The organism is Paenarthrobacter sp. TE3676, assembly GCF_056279165.1.
Map to the genome: position 1 here is coordinate 26,926 of NZ_JBWBQU010000001.1, position 16,921 is coordinate 43,846.

At 63.9% G+C, this 16,921-nt stretch carries 19 protein-coding genes and 1 riboswitch; of the genes, 14 read left to right on the forward strand and 5 right to left on the reverse strand.

The genetic code is table 11. From position 1 onward, the window contains the following. Positions 1-19 precede the first annotated feature (19 nt). Entirely contained in the window at positions 20-688 is a 669-nt protein-coding gene (locus ACZ881_RS00145; RefSeq protein ID WP_091468723.1) for a ferritin-like fold-containing protein, read from the forward strand. A gap of 30 nt (positions 689-718) precedes the next feature. On the opposite strand, the gene thiE is transcribed toward ACZ881_RS00145, so the two are convergent. After that, positions 719-1,390, reverse strand: coding sequence for a thiamine phosphate synthase (gene thiE, locus ACZ881_RS00150; RefSeq protein WP_476111837.1), 672 nt, complete (start codon positions 1,388-1,390; stop codon positions 719-721). A 27-nt stretch (positions 1,391-1,417) separates the two neighbouring features. After that, positions 1,418-1,536, forward strand: a riboswitch (TPP riboswitch). Here thiE and thiO point away from each other — a divergent pair. The 4 genes from thiO (at position 1,529) to ACZ881_RS00170 (ending at position 4,179) form a co-directional block, all read left to right on the forward strand. Continuing rightward, positions 1,529-2,797 (forward strand): glycine oxidase ThiO, encoded by a 1,269-nt coding sequence (gene thiO / locus ACZ881_RS00155; RefSeq protein WP_476111839.1) that lies wholly within the window; start codon positions 1,529-1,531, stop codon positions 2,795-2,797. (Overlaps the previous riboswitch by 8 nt.) Next, positions 2,794-3,030, forward strand: coding sequence for a sulfur carrier protein ThiS (thiS, locus tag ACZ881_RS00160; RefSeq protein WP_054809343.1), 237 nt, complete (start codon positions 2,794-2,796; stop codon positions 3,028-3,030). Before thiO ends, thiS begins: the two co-directional genes overlap by 4 nt. A gap of 2 nt (positions 3,031-3,032) precedes the next feature. Then, positions 3,033-3,830 (forward strand): thiazole synthase, encoded by a 798-nt coding sequence (locus ACZ881_RS00165; RefSeq protein WP_476111840.1) that lies wholly within the window; start codon positions 3,033-3,035, stop codon positions 3,828-3,830. 13 nt (positions 3,831-3,843) lie between these two features. Further along, positions 3,844-4,179: a 4a-hydroxytetrahydrobiopterin dehydratase gene (locus ACZ881_RS00170; protein WP_476111841.1), complete on the forward strand. Its 336-nt coding sequence runs from the start codon at positions 3,844-3,846 to the stop codon at positions 4,177-4,179. 75 nt (positions 4,180-4,254) lie between these two features. Here the strand turns inward: ACZ881_RS00170 and ACZ881_RS00175 are convergent, their stop codons facing one another. The 3 genes from ACZ881_RS00175 to ACZ881_RS00185 are packed head-to-tail and all read right to left on the reverse strand — an operon-like array spanning position 4,255 to position 5,605. Beyond that, positions 4,255-4,557 (reverse strand): hypothetical protein, encoded by a 303-nt coding sequence (locus ACZ881_RS00175; protein WP_017198593.1) that lies wholly within the window; start codon positions 4,555-4,557, stop codon positions 4,255-4,257. 38 nt (positions 4,558-4,595) lie between these two features. After that, on the reverse strand, positions 4,596-4,820 hold the full coding sequence (locus ACZ881_RS00180; RefSeq protein ID WP_091468712.1) for a DUF3107 domain-containing protein: 225 nt from the start codon (positions 4,818-4,820) through the stop codon (positions 4,596-4,598). Positions 4,821-4,870: 50 nt separating this feature from the next. Next, complete coding sequence (locus ACZ881_RS00185) at positions 4,871-5,605, reverse strand: TetR/AcrR family transcriptional regulator (protein ID WP_091468709.1); 735 nt, start codon at positions 5,603-5,605, stop codon at positions 4,871-4,873. 6 nt (positions 5,606-5,611) lie between these two features. Here ACZ881_RS00185 and moeB point away from each other — a divergent pair, with 6 nt between their 5' ends. Beyond that, positions 5,612-6,814: a molybdopterin-synthase adenylyltransferase MoeB gene (gene moeB / locus ACZ881_RS00190; protein WP_091468707.1), complete on the forward strand. Its 1,203-nt coding sequence runs from the start codon at positions 5,612-5,614 to the stop codon at positions 6,812-6,814. Between the two features lie 79 nt (positions 6,815-6,893). Here moeB and ACZ881_RS00195 read toward each other — a convergent pair whose 3' ends face one another. Next, positions 6,894-8,216 carry a glutamyl-tRNA reductase gene (locus ACZ881_RS00195; protein WP_476111843.1) on the reverse strand — a complete coding sequence of 441 codons (1,323 nt, stop codon included), beginning with the start codon at positions 8,214-8,216 and terminating at the stop codon, positions 6,894-6,896. A gap of 158 nt (positions 8,217-8,374) precedes the next feature. On the opposite strand from ACZ881_RS00195, the gene hemE reads away from it, so the two are divergent. From hemE to ACZ881_RS00235, 8 genes are all read left to right on the forward strand, one after another. Continuing rightward, positions 8,375-9,490, forward strand: a complete 1,116-nt coding sequence (hemE, locus tag ACZ881_RS00200; RefSeq protein WP_476111844.1) for a uroporphyrinogen decarboxylase — start codon at positions 8,375-8,377, stop codon at positions 9,488-9,490. A gap of 5 nt (positions 9,491-9,495) precedes the next feature. Continuing rightward, complete coding sequence (gene hemG, locus ACZ881_RS00205) at positions 9,496-10,956, forward strand: protoporphyrinogen oxidase (RefSeq protein WP_476111846.1); 1,461 nt, start codon at positions 9,496-9,498, stop codon at positions 10,954-10,956. An 87-nt stretch (positions 10,957-11,043) separates the two neighbouring features. After that, positions 11,044-11,745 carry a hydrogen peroxide-dependent heme synthase gene (gene hemQ, locus ACZ881_RS00210; RefSeq protein ID WP_091468698.1) on the forward strand — a complete coding sequence of 234 codons (702 nt, stop codon included), beginning with the start codon at positions 11,044-11,046 and terminating at the stop codon, positions 11,743-11,745. Next, complete coding sequence (locus ACZ881_RS00215; RefSeq protein WP_476111848.1) at positions 11,742-12,965, forward strand: ferrochelatase; 1,224 nt, start codon at positions 11,742-11,744, stop codon at positions 12,963-12,965. Before hemQ ends, ACZ881_RS00215 begins: the two co-directional genes overlap by 4 nt. Further along, positions 12,962-13,960, forward strand: a complete 999-nt coding sequence (gene hemC / locus ACZ881_RS00220) for a hydroxymethylbilane synthase (protein WP_476111849.1) — start codon at positions 12,962-12,964, stop codon at positions 13,958-13,960. Before ACZ881_RS00215 ends, hemC begins: the two co-directional genes overlap by 4 nt. Before the next feature lie 10 nt (positions 13,961-13,970). Continuing rightward, entirely contained in the window at positions 13,971-14,825 is an 855-nt protein-coding gene (locus ACZ881_RS00225) for a uroporphyrinogen-III synthase (RefSeq protein ID WP_476111851.1), read from the forward strand. Next, the gene (gene hemB / locus ACZ881_RS00230; protein ID WP_476111852.1) at positions 14,822-15,802 is read left to right on the forward strand and encodes a porphobilinogen synthase; all 981 of its coding nucleotides are present in this window, start codon (positions 14,822-14,824) and stop codon (positions 15,800-15,802) included. The genes ACZ881_RS00225 and hemB overlap by 4 nt, the downstream gene beginning before the upstream one ends. Continuing rightward, the gene (locus tag ACZ881_RS00235) at positions 15,802-16,881 is read left to right on the forward strand and encodes an LLM class flavin-dependent oxidoreductase (RefSeq protein WP_091468686.1); all 1,080 of its coding nucleotides are present in this window, start codon (positions 15,802-15,804) and stop codon (positions 16,879-16,881) included. Before hemB ends, ACZ881_RS00235 begins: the two co-directional genes overlap by 1 nt. The last annotated feature ends 40 nt before the right edge of the window (positions 16,882-16,921 follow it).

Here is a 16,921-nt window from a genome sequence, read left to right on the forward strand (position 1 = left end):
GGGCCGATAGTCTTGGATCATGGGCACTTCCCCGGACGCCGCAGCCTATGCCGGGCAACTCTCAGCGGAGTTGCTTGGAGCCATGGCGTATGGCGAACTGTCCGCCTTCGGGCGGCTCTCCTTGGATTCCCGCTATGCACCCACGCTTCACGACAGGTCCGTGCTCGCGAAGATCGCAGTGGGGGCCTACGGAAACTTCGCCCTCCTCAACGACCGCCTGTCGGAGATGGGTCTGGATCCCGAACGTGCCATGCTGCCGTTTCAGCGCTCCTTCGATCACTTCCACGAGCGCACCAAGCCGGGGGACTGGTTCGAATCCGTGATGAAGGCCTATGTCATCGATACTGTGTCATCGGATTTCTATAGGGCTGTCTCGATGTTCCTCGACCCGACAACGCAGCATTTCGTTGAGCGCGTTGCTTCACCCGATCAGGCCACGGAAGTCCTTCGCGTCCTGCTCAGGCGGGCCTTGGCAGATGACCCGCGCCTCGCTTCGCGATTGGCGCTGTGGGGCCGCCGCTTGGTGGGGGAAGCGCTGACGCAGGCGCAACGCGTGGGCATGGAACACCCCCTGCTGGGGCCGATGCTGAAAAGCGGCGGGGACGCGCGTGCCGCGGCGAAAAGGCTGACGACGGAGCTCGCCGAAAAGCACGCCCGCCGGATGACTGGCCTCGGCCTGACCGCCTAGCCCGCGGATCGCGCGGAACCTCCGGCTTCCCTAGACGGAATCCAAGGCTTCCAGCAGCGACTTGGCCGCCGCCGTCGGGTCCGGTGCCGCTGTGATGGCGCGGACCACCACGATCCGGCCGGCGCCCGCTTTCACAACCTGTTCAACGTTGCTGAGATCGATGCCACCAATGGCGAACCAAGGGAGGGTCACACCGTCGCCCGAGCGCTTGACCGCTTCTGCGGCATATGTGACCAGGTCCAAACCGACAGCAGCGCGACCGGGTTTGGTGGGTGTTGCCCAGACCGGACCCACGCAGAAATAGTCCAGTCCCAGGGGCCCTTGGGAGGTGGCCACAGCGGCATCGATTTGTTCGGTTGTGTGGGTGGAGAGGCCTATGCCGGTGGCGTTCGGCAGGAGGGTCCGGGCTGCAGTCAGGGGCAGGTCCTTTTGCCCGATGTGGAACACGGGAGCCCCGGAAATGCTGGCAACATCGGCCCGGTCGTTGACAGCCCAAAGCCGTCCGTGCCGTTGTGCGACGCTCCGCAGGACGGTCAACATCTCCAGTTCCTCGGCAGCTTCCAGCGTCTTGTCGCGGAGTTGGATGATGTCCACGCCGCCTTCGAAAGCGGCGTCCACAAAGTCCTCAAAATCGCCCTGCTGCTTACGGGCATCGGTGCACAGGTAAAGGCGGGCGGAGGCAAGAGCGTCAGGCTGAGTCATGGGAACCAGAGTAGTTCCTCTAAACTGGGCTCGTACTGCGGGAGCCGCGACATTCGTCATATGACTGTCCGGCTGAGAGGGCTTCAGCGCCGACCGCTTGACCTGATCCGGCTAGTACCGGCGTAGGGAAGGAAACGAATGGCAGATTCCCGCCATACCCGCCTCCAGACAGACGTTGCCGTCATTGGTGGCGGCGTCATCGGCCTCGGCATCGCTCACGAAGCCCGGCGATTGGGCCGTTCAGTTGCGCTGATCGACCCCGCTCCCGCTTCCGGCGCGTCCTTCGCAGCGGCAGGCATGCTTGCACCCGTCAGCGAACTCCATTACCAGGAAGAAGACCTTCTTGAGTTAATGCTTGAGTCTTCCCAGCTCTGGCCCTCCTTCGTGGACGGCCTGCATCAAGGCGCAGAGGACAACGGATATCGCACGACGCCGACCCTCGCCGTGGGTGCCGACGCAGCCGACCGCCGGGCGCTCGCAGACTTAAGGTCGGTCCAGCTTGCGGCTGGCCTGGAAGTCGAACCTATCGCTCTGCGGGACGCGAGGCAACGGGAGCCGCTCCTCAGCCCGCAGATCTCCTGTGCTTTCGATATACCTGCCGACCACCAAGTCGATCCAAGGAAACTCGCGGCATGCCTCCTGGCAGGACTGGCAGCCCATTCGCCCAATGACAGTTCCTGGGTGTCGGGAGCCGATGACGGATTCGCCATTGCTTACAGGGCGCGCGGTTTGCTGTGGGAAGGCGGGCGTGTCACAGGCGTGGCGCTGGACTCAGGAGTCACCGTTCACGCCGGAGAAACGGTGGTGGCCAACGGGCTCGGGGCGTCCCAACTCTCCGGTCTTCCTGAAGGCCTCAGGCTTCCCGTAAGGCCGGTCTACGGGGACATCCTCCGGCTTCGCGTCCCCGATCACCTGCGGCCCTTGGTCACATCAACGATTCGCGGGATGGTTCGCGGGGTGCCGGTTTACATCGTGCCCCGGGACGACGGAACTGTGGTGATTGGAGCCACGCAACGCGAAGACGGGTTGTCAGCCTCTTCCAACGCGGTCTCGGCGGGTGGCGTTTACCAATTGCTGAGGGACGCCCAAGTATTGGTCCCCGCAGTGGCTGAACTGGAACTCCTTGAAGCAACCGCCCGCGCCCGGCCCGGAACTCCGGACAACGCTCCACTGCTCGGACGGGTCGGTGTTTCCAACGGTGACATCGACGGCCTGGTGGTTGCCACAGGATTCTTCCGCCACGGAGTCCTCCTGACTCCGGTGGCCGCCAAGATCGTGGGGGAACTCCTCAAAGGCTCCACAGACTCCCGGTGGGCCCCCTTCCTGCCCCATCGTTTCGTGGGCAACGCCCCTGTTGCCCGAACACTCACACCAGCAGCACGAACCACCACCAAGGAAACAGCATGAACATCAAAGTGAACGGAACCGACCACGCAGTCTCTGACGACGCATCCGTCAGTACCCTCGTCACGGCCGTCACCGGTCGCGCCTTGGACCCTCGCGGACAAGCGGCCGACGGCGGCAAGCTGGGAGTCGCTGTCGCACGCAATTCCGAGGTGGTGCCGCGCAGCCAATGGGCCGTGACAGCGCTCTCCGACGGAGACGAACTTGAACTCGTAACAGCAGTCCAGGGAGGCTAATCATGACAACAGCAAACGTTGACGTTCGCACCGACGCACTGGTGATCGACGGCGTCGAATTCGGTTCCCGCCTCATCATGGGTACCGGAGGCGCGCCGAGCCTCGATGGCTTGGGAGCAGCGCTCCTCTCTTCAGGGACGGAGCTCACCACAGTGGCGATGCGTCGCTATTCGCCCGCCGAAACGGGCTCGCTGTTCCAGCTGCTGGTGGACCATGACATCCGCGTGCTGCCCAATACTGCTGGTTGTTTCACGGCCAAGGACGCCGTGATGACTGCTGAACTGGCCCGGGAAGCACTTGAGACCCATTGGGTGAAGCTGGAAGTCATCGCGGACGAACACACGCTCCTTCCAGACGCCGTGGAACTGGTGGATGCAACGGAGCAGCTGGTGAACCGAGGCTTCAAGGTATTCGCCTATACCAATGACGATCCCGTACTCGCGCTCAGGCTCGAGAACCTGGGTGCAACAGCCGTGATGCCCTTGGGATCGCCCATCGGGACCGGCCTTGGCATCCTGAATCCGCACAACATTGAGCTCATCGTTTCCCGGGCCTCCGTACCCGTGGTCCTCGATGCGGGGATCGGGACAGCCTCCGATGCCGCCCTTGCCATGGAACTGGGCTGCGACGCCGTCCTGCTTGCCACCGCCGTAACGCGGGCGCAAAACCCGGTGCAGATGGGCGAGGCCTTCAAACACGCTGTGATCGCCGGTAGGCTGGCCAAGCAGGCGGGCCGGATCCCGCGGCGGGAGCACGCGCTCGCATCCTCGGCGATGGAGGGCCGGGCAGAGTTCCTCTGATGAAGGAGCAGTCATGGCAGGCACGGAAGACCAACTGACTGAAGCAGCCATCAATGATGCCCTCGGGGACCTTCCGGACTGGAAGTACCAGGGTGGCCTGGTGAGTGTATATAAAACCTCGACGGCGGCGGACGCGCTAGCGCTCATCGCCGCGGTTGGAGAGATCGCCGAGGACCAAAATCATCATCCGGATCTGGAGTGGCGCTACAACAGGGTTTTTCTCCGCTACGTGTCCCACGATGCGGGCGACCAAGTGACCAAACGTGACGTTGCCGCTGCCACCGCTGTGAGCGAAGCGGCCGCAAAGGTAGGCGCAGCTGCGCAGCCTGAGCGGTATCCGGCGTCGTAAAGAGCCGAGATGGCAGTTAACACCAATCCCAAGCTTGGCCATTGGTGTTAACTGCCATCTCGCGGGCTTAAGGCATTAAAGCCGCAGGGCCTTGGTGAGCGCCGCAGTGTCGTGTTTCGTTCGGGTCCGGCCCAGGAAGAGCACCACGGCAACCGCCGCGGCAGTCCCGAGCACAATGGGCAGGACCCAAGGAATCCATGTGGCGCCCGGCTGGTAGCCCAATCCGGCGCTGATGAATGCGATCCAGCTCAGGGTGCCGACAGCTGCTGAGACGCCGGCAGGCAGCGCGATCCCGTATTTCCCGTGCCGCTTGTCGTTGGCCCACACGATGAATCCGGTGGCAATGGTGGCCAAAACCACCACGACGAGAGAAAGCATGAAAACTCCTTAGCGGACGACGAGACGTGGGGATTGGGCTAGAGGGCGCCGAAGCCTACGCGGCGGACTTCCTCGGCGCCGATCTCCACGTAGCCCAGGACGTTGCCCGGAACGATGATCTGGCGGCCCTTCTCGTCCGTAAGGCGAAGTTCGGAGCCCTTGGTCACGGCCTCGGCCACGATCTTGGCAACAGCATCGGCATCCAAAGAGGATTCGAGCACGATCTCACGGCCAACATTCTGAATGCCGATCTTTACTTCCACAGCAAGGCCTCCAAGCCAATCAAGGGTTAAGTCAGTCCTCTATTTGTAGCCTAGGACTCTTTGGGGAAACGACTGATTCCGCGCCAAGCTAAACGATAGATCAGATCGCTGGCCACATCGAGGTCCAGGTTTCCATCCGTTTCAAGCCAGTACCGGGCGCTGACCTGCGCCATTCCGGCCAAACCACGCCCAAGCAGCTGCGCTTCAAGCGGGGGCAGTTTGGTGTCCTCCGCAATCACGTGGGCCACGGCGTCGGCGAACGTTTTGTTGAAAGTCTCCAAACGCGAACTGACGTCGGGGTCGTTGATGAGGTCGGACTCGAACACCAGGCGGTGGGCTTGGTCGTCGTCGGCGATGAACCTGTAGTAGGCGCGCATGACGGCCTTGACGCGTTCCTTGTTGTCCGTGGTGGAGTTCAAGGCGTCGAGCATCAGCTGCGTCAATGTTGCCAGATGGCTGTCCAAGAGAGCCATATAAAGCTCGCGCTTGGACGGGAAGTGCTGGTAAAGCACTGGTTTGCTCACATGTGCGGCTTCCGCGATTTCGTCCATGGCCGCGCCGTGGAAACCGTTGGAGACGAAAACTTCCAATGCCGCGTTCAGCAACTGTGCGCGGCGCTCGTCCCGCGGCAACCTTGGTGAACGCGTTGTACCTGCCCGTTCCAGCTTGGCCGGTGCTCCATCGTTTGCCCGTGTGCCGTCAGCCACAGTCTGCCGCCTTTCCTTTGCAGTTATGACTACTCTACCGGGGGGTAATATGACCGCGCGGCATCTGCAGGCATACATTGGGGTATGGCCTCAATTGTTGCTGCCCACACCGCTGCGCCCGCTGTCCTGCCGCCCCTCGTCGAACCTGCCGCCGAACTCACTCCGGCCGAGGTGGAGCGGTACTCCCGGCATCTCATCATTCCCGAAATTGGCGCCCTGGGCCAACGCAGGCTTAAGAATGCCAAAGTCCTCGTCATCGGCGCCGGAGGCCTCGGGTCCCCGGCTCTGCTTTACCTGGCCGCCGCGGGCGTGGGCACTCTTGGCATTGTGGACGACGACGTGGTGGACCTCAGCAACCTGCAGCGACAGGTCATCCATGGTGTGAAGGACGTGGGTACGCCCAAGATCGAATCCGCGCGCAATGCCATTGCCGAGCTCAACCCCTTGGTCAACGTGGTCCTGCATGACATCCGGCTCGACTCTTCCAACGCGCTGGAGCTGTTTGCGCAATATGACCTCATCCTGGACGGCGCCGATAACTTCGCCACGCGGTACCTCGTGAACGACGCCGCTGCCATCCTCGGTAAGCCTTATGTCTGGGGCTCCATCTTCCGTTTTGACGGCCAAGTGAGCGTCTTCTGGGCCGAACACGGGCCCACATACAGGGATCTCTACCCTGAAGCGCCTCCCGCCGGGTCTGTGCCGTCCTGTGGCGAGGGCGGGGTGTTCGGCATGCTGTGCGCAGCGGTTGGATCGCTCATGGTGACTGAGGCCGTGAAGCTGATCACCGGCGTCGGACGTTCCTTGCTCGGCCGTGTGGCGCTCTTCGATGCCCTTGGCGGCAGCTGGCGCGAGATCAAGGTCTCCAAGGATCCGGAAGCCGAACCCATCACTGAGCTGACCGACTACGAAGCCTTCTGCGGCGTGACGCCACCGGCCGCCACAGACCAGGCTCACACTGTTACCGCCAAGGACCTCGCCGGGATGCTTGCCGAACGGGAGCTGGGGGAGCGGGACTTCGAACTCGTGGATGTCCGTGAGTCCGGCGAGCACAGCATCGTCAGCATCGATGGCTCGCGGCTCATTCCGCAGGGCCGCATTCTCTCCGGCGAGGCGTGGGTAGAGCTGCCGCAGGACAAAGACATAGTGTTCCACTGCAAGGCGGGGACGCGCTCGGCTGCAGTCCTGGAAGCGGCACAAAAGGCGGGTTACACCCGCATTAGCCATCTCGACGGCGGTATTCTCGCCTGGGTGCGGGATGTGGAGCCGCAGAAGCCCGTCTACTAGACGGAGAGGTGGGCTTACTGGACAGAGCTGGGCGCCCAGCTAACTGGGCACAGCCAACCGGCGGGCGGCAATCTGGCGGCTAGGCGCTTTCGGAGCGGAGTTGCTCGTGGTCAACCGGGCACTCAGCGGACGGGGCAACGGCCCGGGGCTGTTCCACCTGGATGCCGTAGAGCGCCTCGAGCGCGGCAACGTAGTCGTCCTGCTGGCCGTTTGCCGCGAGTTCACGCGCCCGGACGGTGGGGATGTGCAGGAGCTGCTTGACCATCCGGCGCAAAGCGAACTCCACCTCTTCGGCAGCGGCAGTACAGCCGTGACGAGCGCGGACTTTTTCCATTTCCGCATCCAGGACGTTCATGGTGTGGCGGCGGAGCGCCACGATGGCGGTGTCCACGGAGCGGGCTTCGCGTTCTGACTCGAATGAGGTAGCGGCACCGTTGACGATTGCGCTGGCCTGCGAGAGTGACTCTGCCTGTTCCTGGGGGGCCGCGAGCCGAACGGATTCGAGCGTCAGGAGTTCAACGCCGTCGAGTTCGCCTACTGCGGGGTCGAAATCATGGGTGAGGGCGAGGTCGATTGCGATCAAGGGTTTGCCCGAACTTGCCCGGACACGGGCAAGGTCCGTGGCCTCCACCCGGTTGTCGGAACCGCTGCAGCCGATCATGACGTCAGCTGCGGCAACAGCAGCGGGAAGGGTGTCGGCGTCGAGTGCTGTTCCACCGCGTGTCGCGACGAAACCTTCGGCGCGGCCGGAAGAAGAATAGACGGAAACATCCGTGCAGCCACGCTCACGGAGCAGCGACATGGTAGCGCCGGCGTAGGCACCGGTTCCGAAAACCACCACTTTCTTGGTGGACCAATCGTCGTTCTCGGCGAGGTCGGTGGCCAGGTCCAACGCGACAGACACGATCGAAAGACCACGCGAGCCGAGGGCAGTCTGCGCGCCTACATCCTTGGCGGTCTTGGATGCTGCCTGGAAAAGACGCACGAGGCCGGAGCTGGCCGTGCCTTCCTGCTGGGCGGTGATCAATGCACGGCGGACCTGGCCGGCGATTTCACGCTCACCCACTACGGCTGAATCCAGTCCGGCGCTCACAGCGAAGAGGTGCCGGGTAACGTCCGGGCCGGTGTGTGTGGCAAAAGAGCGGGAGACGAGTTGCTCGTTGAGGCCGCTGAGTTCGCTGATCTGCGAAACGAGGGCGGAACGGGCTGCCTCAAGGTCAGCGCCGTTGGCAGTTTCGCCGTAAACCTCGTAGCGGTTGCACGTGGCCAGAACCACGGCTCCGGAGACCACAGAGGAATCTGTCAGGGCTGCCGAGGCAAGCTCAGAGGAACCGTTGCTCAACTGAGCGACGGTTTCGAGGTCGATGTCGGCGTGTGTAGCCACCAATGAGAAAAGAACCACAGCACCCCAATCATAGCTTTTTCGTAGCCCGGTAGAACAATGTGGCGCCGTGGTGATCCACACGAAGGCGGGTGATCCCGGCCACAACGGCCCGGGCGGGGCGCGACGTGACAGCTTGTCGTTATCTTTTGCCCCGGATTTTCGGCACAATCGAAGGCATGACTTCTAGCGCGGCAGCATCCAACAGTACGGCCTCCAACGCCCCGGCGGGAACCCTCGACGCCAACCACCCGCTGAAGGACGGTCGGACCTCGGACTCGCCGCTGATCACGGCATACCGCGGTGGCACCCCTTCCCGCAAGCCGGTGTGGTTCATGCGCCAGGCTGGCCGTTCCCTTCCGGAGTACCTGAAGGTGCGCGAGGGCGTGGCCATGCTGGACTCCTGCCTCCGCCCGGAACTCGCCGCCGAGATTACCCTCCAACCTGTTCGCCGCCACGATGTGGACGCCGCCATCTTCTTCTCGGACATCGTCATTCCGCTGAAGCTCGCCGGTGTCGGTGTGGACATCGTCCCCGGCGTGGGACCCGTCCTGGATAAGCCGGTCCGGACAGCAGCCGACGTTGCTGCCCTGCCCACGCTGACGTGGGAAGCGCTGGAGCCCATCCGTGAAGCCGTCCGCCTGACGGTTGCCGAGCTGGGAAAGACGCCGCTCATCGGCTTCGCCGGTGCACCGTTCACCCTTGCCGCCTACATGGTTGAGGGGAAGCCCTCGCGTGACCACCTCGGCCCGCGGACCATGATGCACGCGGATCCCGAGACCTGGGCCGCGCTGGCCAACTGGGCTGCCGACACCTCAGGCATGTTCCTCCAGGCCCAACTTGAGGCAGGCGCTTCGGCAGCGCAGCTCTTTGACTCGTGGGCCGGATCCCTGGGCCTGGCTGACTACACCAAGTACGTGGCGCCGGCATCTACCCGCGCGCTTGACCACGTCCGTGGACTCGGGGCACCGCTGATCCACTTCGGCACCGGTACCTCCGAACTGCTGGTTGCCATGCGCGACGTCGGAGTGGACGTCGTGGGCGTGGACTACCGGCTGCCCCTGGACGAGGCCAACCGTCGTCTCGGTGGCACCGTGCCGCTGCAGGGCAACATCGACCCCGCGCTTCTGTCTGCCCCGTGGGAGGTCCTTGAAGCCCACGTCCGCGAAGTCATCGCCGCCGGTTCCCACGCCCCGGGCCACGTACTGAACCTCGGCCACGGAGTTCCTCCCGAAACGGACCCCACAGTCCTGACGCGCGTCGTGGAGCTCATTCACTCCATCCCCGCGGAGTAGGAACAATGCGCGGGGGACGCCCAACGCCCAAGGCAACAGTCGCAGGACCAGCCGCCGTCGTGGTGGGCGGTGGCGTCTCGGGCCTGATCGCCGCACGGGAATTGGCCCTGGCCGGTTCTGCGGTTACTGTCCTTGAGGCAAGCCAGGCCTGGGGCGGCTGCGTGGGTAGCCATGTTGTTGCGGGGCTGCACCTGGACAGCGGGGCGGAATCGTTCGCCACCCGGTCCACAGCTGTAGCAGACCTTGCACGTGAACTTGGACTGGCGGACAGGATCGTAGCTCCGCACCCGGGCGGTGCTTGGGTGCAGCTGCCGGACGGCCCGCAGGAGCTCCCAAAAACGGGAGTGCTTGGGATTCCGGCGAACCCGTGGGACCCGGAGGTACGGCGTTCCCTGGGCCTCGCCGGAGCCATCAGGGCCTCCTTGGACCGCTGGCTCCCGGCCTCTGTTGGCACGTCATCGGACGTCACCAGCGTTTCCTCTTTGGTCCGCGCCCGCATGGGCAAAAAAGTTCTTGAACGGCTTGTTTCACCCGTAGTGGGCGGCGTTCACTCGGCCGACCCTGCCCTCTTGGATGTTGACATGGTGGCCCCGGGGCTGCGCGCTGGGATTCGCGCCCAGGGCTCACTCGCCGCCGCTGTGGCGGCTCAACGCAAAGCCGCCAAGGGTTCCGGCGGCGCGTCTGGTCCGGCCAAGGCGGGTTCCGCCGTCGCGGGCTTGAGGGGTGGAATGAACACCCTGGTGGACGCGCTCGTGGCGGACCTCCGGGAACGTGGAGTCGAGTTGCTCACGGGTCAACACGCCGACGACGTCGTGAAGGCACCGGAGGGCTGGCGGGTCACCGCCGGGAATGCCACGTACGACGCCGGCCGCCTGGTGGTCGCGCTCGACGGCCCGGCCGCTGTCGGGTTGCTGGAGAAGTCCTTGCCTGAGCTGTCCAGCCTCCGCCCGGCTCCCGGTCCGCTGGTGAGTCTTGTGACGATGGTGGTGGACTTGCCCCAGCTCGATGGCAGGCCGCGGGGGACGGGGATCCTGGTGGCGCCTGAAACCCCGGGGATCAGGGCCAAGGCGCTGACTCATGCAACGGCCAAGTGGGATTGGCTGGCCGACGAAGCTGGTCCCGGCACGCACGTTTTGCGCCTTTCCTACGGCCGGCGTGAAGAAGCTGGCGGGGGCGGGGATGTTGTCCTCGATGACGAATCTCTGCTGGCGGCGGCGTTGGAGGATGCTTCCACACTGCTGACCGTTCCCATTTCGCAGGCGGACATCGTTGACTGGGATGTGGTGCGGTGGGCGGGCGCCTTGCCGTTCGCCGCCGTCGGTCATAAACAGCGCGTGGCGCAAGTCCGCCAGGTGTGCGCCGCAGCGGACGGTCTTAGCGTGGTGGGCGGCTGGTTGGCCGGAAACGGCCTTGCCGCAGTTGTGGCTGACGCGCGGGCGCAACTCGCCGCCGTACGGGCCGGCTGACGGTCAGATTTGTGATTTGCATCACTTCTACGGCTTGTAGAACTGATCCGTTTCGACTTAGGGGCTGGCACGGGGCAAACTTGAACCATGAGCCACACTTCTGCCGAATCTGTCACTAAAACTGCTGAAACCGAAGAACAGTTCTACACGCTGTGGACGGTCTTCAAGCGCTCGGCCGACGTCCTGCGCAGCGGCGATGCTGCTCAGGAATTCGAAGCCCTTGCGGAGAAGCTCGCGGAGGGCGGCGTGATCCTCCGGGGCAGCTACGACGTCTCGGCCATGCGCTCGGACGCTGACATCATGGTGTGGCTCCATGGGCCCAAGCCGGAGGACCTGCAGGCAGCTGTTCGGTCCATCCGCCGCAGCAAGCTCTTCGCAGGAACCGACATCGTCTGGTCCGCCATGGGCGTGCACCGCGAAGCTGAGTTCTCCAAGAGCCACGTGCCCGCCTACGCACGCGGCGTCGAGCCCAGCACCTGGCTCTGCGTCTACCCGTTTGTGCGTTCCTACGAGTGGTACCTGCTGCCCACGGACGAGCGCGGCAAGATGCTCCGCGACCATGGCCTTCTTGGACGCGAATTCCCGCAGGTCATTTCCAACACTGTCTCCTCGTTTGCCCTGGGCGACTGGGAATGGATCCTCGGCCTTGAAGCACCTGAACTGGTGGACCTCGTGGACCTGATGCGCCACCTGCGGTCCACGGAAGCGCGACACCACGTCCGCGAAGAAATCCCCTTCTATACCGGCCGCCGAGTCACGGCTGCCGAGATTGCCGAGGTCCTGGCATGACCCGGCCCGTTATCTCCACAGCACCGAACGCCGTCACTGAGCGTGGGCGGCAGGAACCCAAGCGGTACGACGCCGTGCTGCTCGCATCCTTTGGTGGTCCTGAAGGCCAGGATGACGTCATTCCCTTCCTGCGCAACGTCACCCGCGGCCGCGGGATCCCGGACGAGCGCCTCGAAGAGGTCTCGCACCACTACCGGGCTTTTGGTGGAATCAGCCCCATCAACCAGCAGAACCGTGAGCTGAAGGCCGCGATCGAGGCCGAACTGGCACAGCGGGGGATCGAATTGCCGGTCCTTTGGGGCAACCGGAACTGGGACCCGTACATCGCCCCGGTCCTGCAGGACGCTTACGACGCAGGACACCGCCGGATCCTGATGCTCACCACCAGCATCTACTCCTGTTACTCCAGCTGCCGCCAGTACCGCGAAGACATTGGTATTGCGCTGACCGAAACCGGTTTGGACGGCAAGCTTGAAGTGGACAAGATCCGTCAGTACTTCGATCACCCCGGCGTAGTCCAGCCCTTCCTTGAGGGAACTGCTGCCGGCCTGGAGGAGATCCGTGGGAAGCTCGCCGCCGCAGGCGAAGCGGACCCGGATTCGAAAATTCGAGTGCTGTTCGCCACCCACTCCATTCCTACCCGGGATGCAGAGGCCGCAGGCAGGTCCGAAGACGAGCCACGCGAATTTGCGGAAGGTTCCGCCTACGCTGCACAGCACCTTGCCAATGCCAAAGCCATCATGGACGCTGTGGCGCCGAACGTGGCGTGGGACCTCGTGTACCAGTCCCGCTCGGGCGCGCCGCACATTCCCTGGCTGGAACCGGACATCAATGACCACCTTGAGGAGATCGCCCCCGAGGGCGTCCGCGGTGTGGTCATCGTTCCCCTTGGCTTTGTCAGCGACCATATGGAAGTTGCCTGGGATCTGGACACCGAGGCACTGGAAACCTGCAAGAACCTGGACATCGAGGCCACCCGTGTGCCCACACCGGGTACGCACGCGGCTTTCGTGTCCGGCCTCGTGGACCTGATCTGCGAACGCACAGTGGACAACAACATCGCCGAACGTCCCCACGTCACCGACCTGGGCCCTTGGTACGACGTCTGCCGTCCCAACTGCTGCGAGAACTTCCGCGGGGCAAAACCCGTCATCTCCGAAGTTGGCGCTGGAATCGGTATCGGCCACGACGCCTACCCGGCTCCGGAGGTTGCCAAGTGACTGTTCGCATCGGCACCAGGGCGAGCAAACTTGCCCTGACGCAGACGCAGCAAACTGCGGACCAGTTGGCTGCCGTCGGCGGCTTCCCCGTAGAGCTCGTGCACATCAAGACCGAGGGCGACGTCAAAACCGGCTCCCTTTCCCAGATGGGCGGCACCGGCGTATTCGTTGCTGCCCTGCGTGATGCCCTTCTCGCTGATACCTGTGATGTCGCCGTGCACTCCCTGAAGGACCTGCCCACGGGAGCCGCACCTGGCCTGAGCATCGCAGCAACTCCCAAGCGTGTGGATGTCCGTGACGTTCTCTGTGCACGCGACGGTATGACTCTTGCCGAGCTGCCGGACGGTGCCAAAGTAGGCACAGGCTCGCCACGGCGTGCCGCTCAGCTTCGGGCTGCACGTCCGGATATCGAGGTACTCGATATCCGAGGGAACGTGGACACGCGCCTCGGTCGTGTCCCGGGATTGCCCGGAAACCTCACCGATGTTGTTGCGCCGGGCAAGTCGTGCGACCTCGACGCCGTGGTGTTGGCTGCTGCGGGCTTGGAGCGCATGGACCGCCTGGACACTGTCAGCGAGTTCTTCGAATCCGACGTCATGCTTCCCGCGCCCGGACAGGGAGCGTTGGCCATCGAATGCCGGACCAACGACGCCCCGCGTACAGCGGGTTCCACCGAAGGGTCAAACGGCGTGCTCGCACAGGCCCTTGCGGCGCTGAACGACGACGACACCCGCCTCGCCGTCACGGCCGAGCGTGCAGTCCTGGCCAGGCTTGAAGCCGGTTGTGCAGCTCCCGTGGGTGCCTACGCCTTCCGCAAGGGCAGCATGCTGCACCTTGAAGCAGTGGTCTGTGCCGTGGATGGCACCAAGACAGTGCGCGAGAAGAAAGCCACCGACGGCCTCACGGAAGTCGGAGCCACGTTGCTCGGCATCGAAGTGGCGGAGCTCCTGCTCGCTGCCGGCGCCGCGGAGATCGCGGACCTTGCGGCGTCCTGAGACGCATGAATTGAACGGGCTGACCGGTCGGCGCGTCCTGATTACCAGGACCGCCGACCGGGCGCGTCCGCTGGCGTCGCTTTTGACCGGTTTGGGAGCGGAGCCACTGGTGCTGCCGCTCATTGATTTTGAGAAGGCGGGGAACCAGGTTCCCCTTGACGCCGCCGTGGACCGTTTGATGGCCGGCGACTTCGACTGGATGGTGATCAGCAGCATCACTACCGTGCAGGTTCTGTTGGAGAAAGCTGCTCAGCGCGGCATCGCCCTCGCGGACCTTGTCCCAGCCGATACGAAGGTGGCCACCATCGGTCCCTCATCCCGTCAGGTCCTTGAATCCGTCGGCCTCGCTGTCGCCTTGGCGCCGGTGGAAGTCCAGTCGGCCGAGGGTTTGCTTGCTGTATGGGAGGCGTCCAATGGAAGGGTTTTCCTGCCTCAGGCTGACATCGCTTCGCCCGGCCTGCGGGACGGCCTGGCTGCCACCGGCGCGGACGTGACGTCCGTTGTCGCCTACCGCACGGTCGATTACCCTGCCCGTGCGGAACTCCGCCTAACAGCGGAACTGCCGTCCGGCGTCGTGCTTTCCGCACCAGACGTTCCGGCAACGCTCAGCCCTGAAGAGGCACGCACCGCACTCGATGCCGGAACTCTGGACGCAATAGTGGCTGCTTCTCCCAGCGCTGCACGTCGTATCGCCCAATTATTTCCTGCATTGGGCACCTGCCGCTTAGTCGCGATCGGGCGTCCGACGGCGGCAGAGGCCTCGCGGATCGGCCTCGCCGTTGCAGTCACAGCCAAAGAACCAACACCGGACGGCATTGTGGCCGCCCTGGAGTCTATTTTCGCCAACGAAGGGAACCCGCAATGAGCTTTCCGAACCATCGTCCCCGCCGCTTGCGCACAACTCCCGCCATGCGCAGGCTCACCGCCGAGACCCGTCTGGCGCCCGCGGACCTGATCCTTCCAGCGTTCATCCGGGAGGGACTTACCGAGCCGAGCCCCATCAGTTCCATGCCGGGGGTCGTCCAGCACACCACCGAGTCCCTGAAGCGGGCGGCCGCGGAAGCCGTGGAGTTGGGCGTCGGCGGCATCATGCTGTTCGGCGTGCCCGCGGTACGTGACGCGCAAGGCACCGCCTCGCTGGACCCGGACGGCGTCCTGAACAAAGCCATTCGTGACGTCAAGGCCGAGGTCGGCGATGACCTGGTCATCATGGGCGACGTTTGCCTCGACGAATTCACGGACCACGGCCACTGCGGCGTCCTTGACTCCGATGGCTATGTGGACAACGACGCCACGCTGGAGATCTATGGCCGGATGGCAGTCGCCCAGGCCGACGCCGGAGCCCACGTCTTGGGCCCCTCGGGAATGATGGACGGCCAGATCGCGGTGATCCGACAAGCACTGGAGGAATCCGGACACAAGAACACGGCCGTACTTGCCTATGCTGCCAAGTACGCGTCAGCGTTCTACGGCCCCTTCCGTGAGGCCGTGGATTCCCAGCTCAAGGGCGATCGCCGGACCTACCAGATGGACGCTGCCAACCGTCGGGAAGCCATCCTGGAAGTTGAGCTGGACCTCGAAGAGGGCGCAGACATGGTCATGGTCAAGCCCGCAATGAGTTACCTGGACATCCTGGCCGACGTTGCAGCCATGAGCCCTGTACCGGTGTCGGCCTACCAAATCTCTGGTGAGTACGCCATGATCGAAGCGGCCGCGGCCAACGGCTGGATCGACAGGCGCGGTGCCATCACCGAATCCGTCCTCGGCATCAAGCGTGCCGGAGCAGACACCGTCCTGACCTACTGGGCCTCCGAACTGGCAGGCTGGCTGAAGGAGTCCTGATGACATCCGTTTCCTCCGACCCCACCGCTCCGGTAGGGGCCAACGAGATCCTGCTCGGCCTGAACACTTTTGGCGACGCCGGTGTGGATGCCGATGGGAACCCGAAGGAGCATGCGCGCGTCCTGCGTGAGTTGCTGCAGGAAGCGAAGCTGGCTGACGCCGTCGGAATCCATGCCTTTGGTGTGGGCGAACACCACCGCCGCGATTTCGCTGTGTCCGCGCCCGAGGTCTTCCTTGCAGCGGCAGCCGCGGTTACCTCACGGATTCGCTTGGGGTCGGCCGTTACCGTGCTCAGCTCAGATGATCCGATCCGGGTTTTTCAGCGCTTCGCCACAGTGGACGCGTTGTCCAACGGCAGGGCTGAGGTAATGCTCGGCAGGGGTTCGTTCGTGGAGTCGTTCCCGCTGTTTGGCTTGGACCTGGCGGACTACGAAGTCCTGTTCGAGGAAAAACTGGAGCTGTTCGACAAGGTTCGGGCACAGAAACCGGTTCATTGGGAGGGCCGCACGCGGCCCAACGTCAACGGGCTGCAGGTATACCCCAAATTGCAGCACCACTTGCTGCCGGCTTGGATTGGCGTCGGAGGTACACCTGAGTCCGTGCTGCGCTGTGCCGAATATGGGTACCCCATCATTTTCGCCATCATCGGGGGCGAGCCCCGACGCTTCGCACCGCTGGTCAACCTGTACCGTGAGGCGATGGCCAAGTACGGCCATCCGATGCGTCAGATCGCAACGCACTCACCCGGTTTCATCGCTGACACGGACGATGCCGCCCGCGAGGAACTCTTCCCGCATTGGCTGGAGCAACGTAACAGGATCGGTTCCGAACGCGGCTGGGGTCCAGGGAACCGTGGCGAGTTTGATGCCATGTGCGGCCCCGAAGGTGCTCTCTACGTTGGCTCACCGGAAACCGTGGCGCAGAAAATCGCCCTGCTCAAGCGGAACCTTGGCGTGGACCGCTTCGACCTCAAATACAGCAATGGAACATTGCCGCATCAATCCATGATGCGCTGCATCGAGCTCTACGGCACCGAGGTAGCCCCGCGGGTTGCTGAGTTGCTGGCCGCAGCATCCTAGGTGGCAGCCATGCCACTCCCTGAATCACTGAAAGAATAGG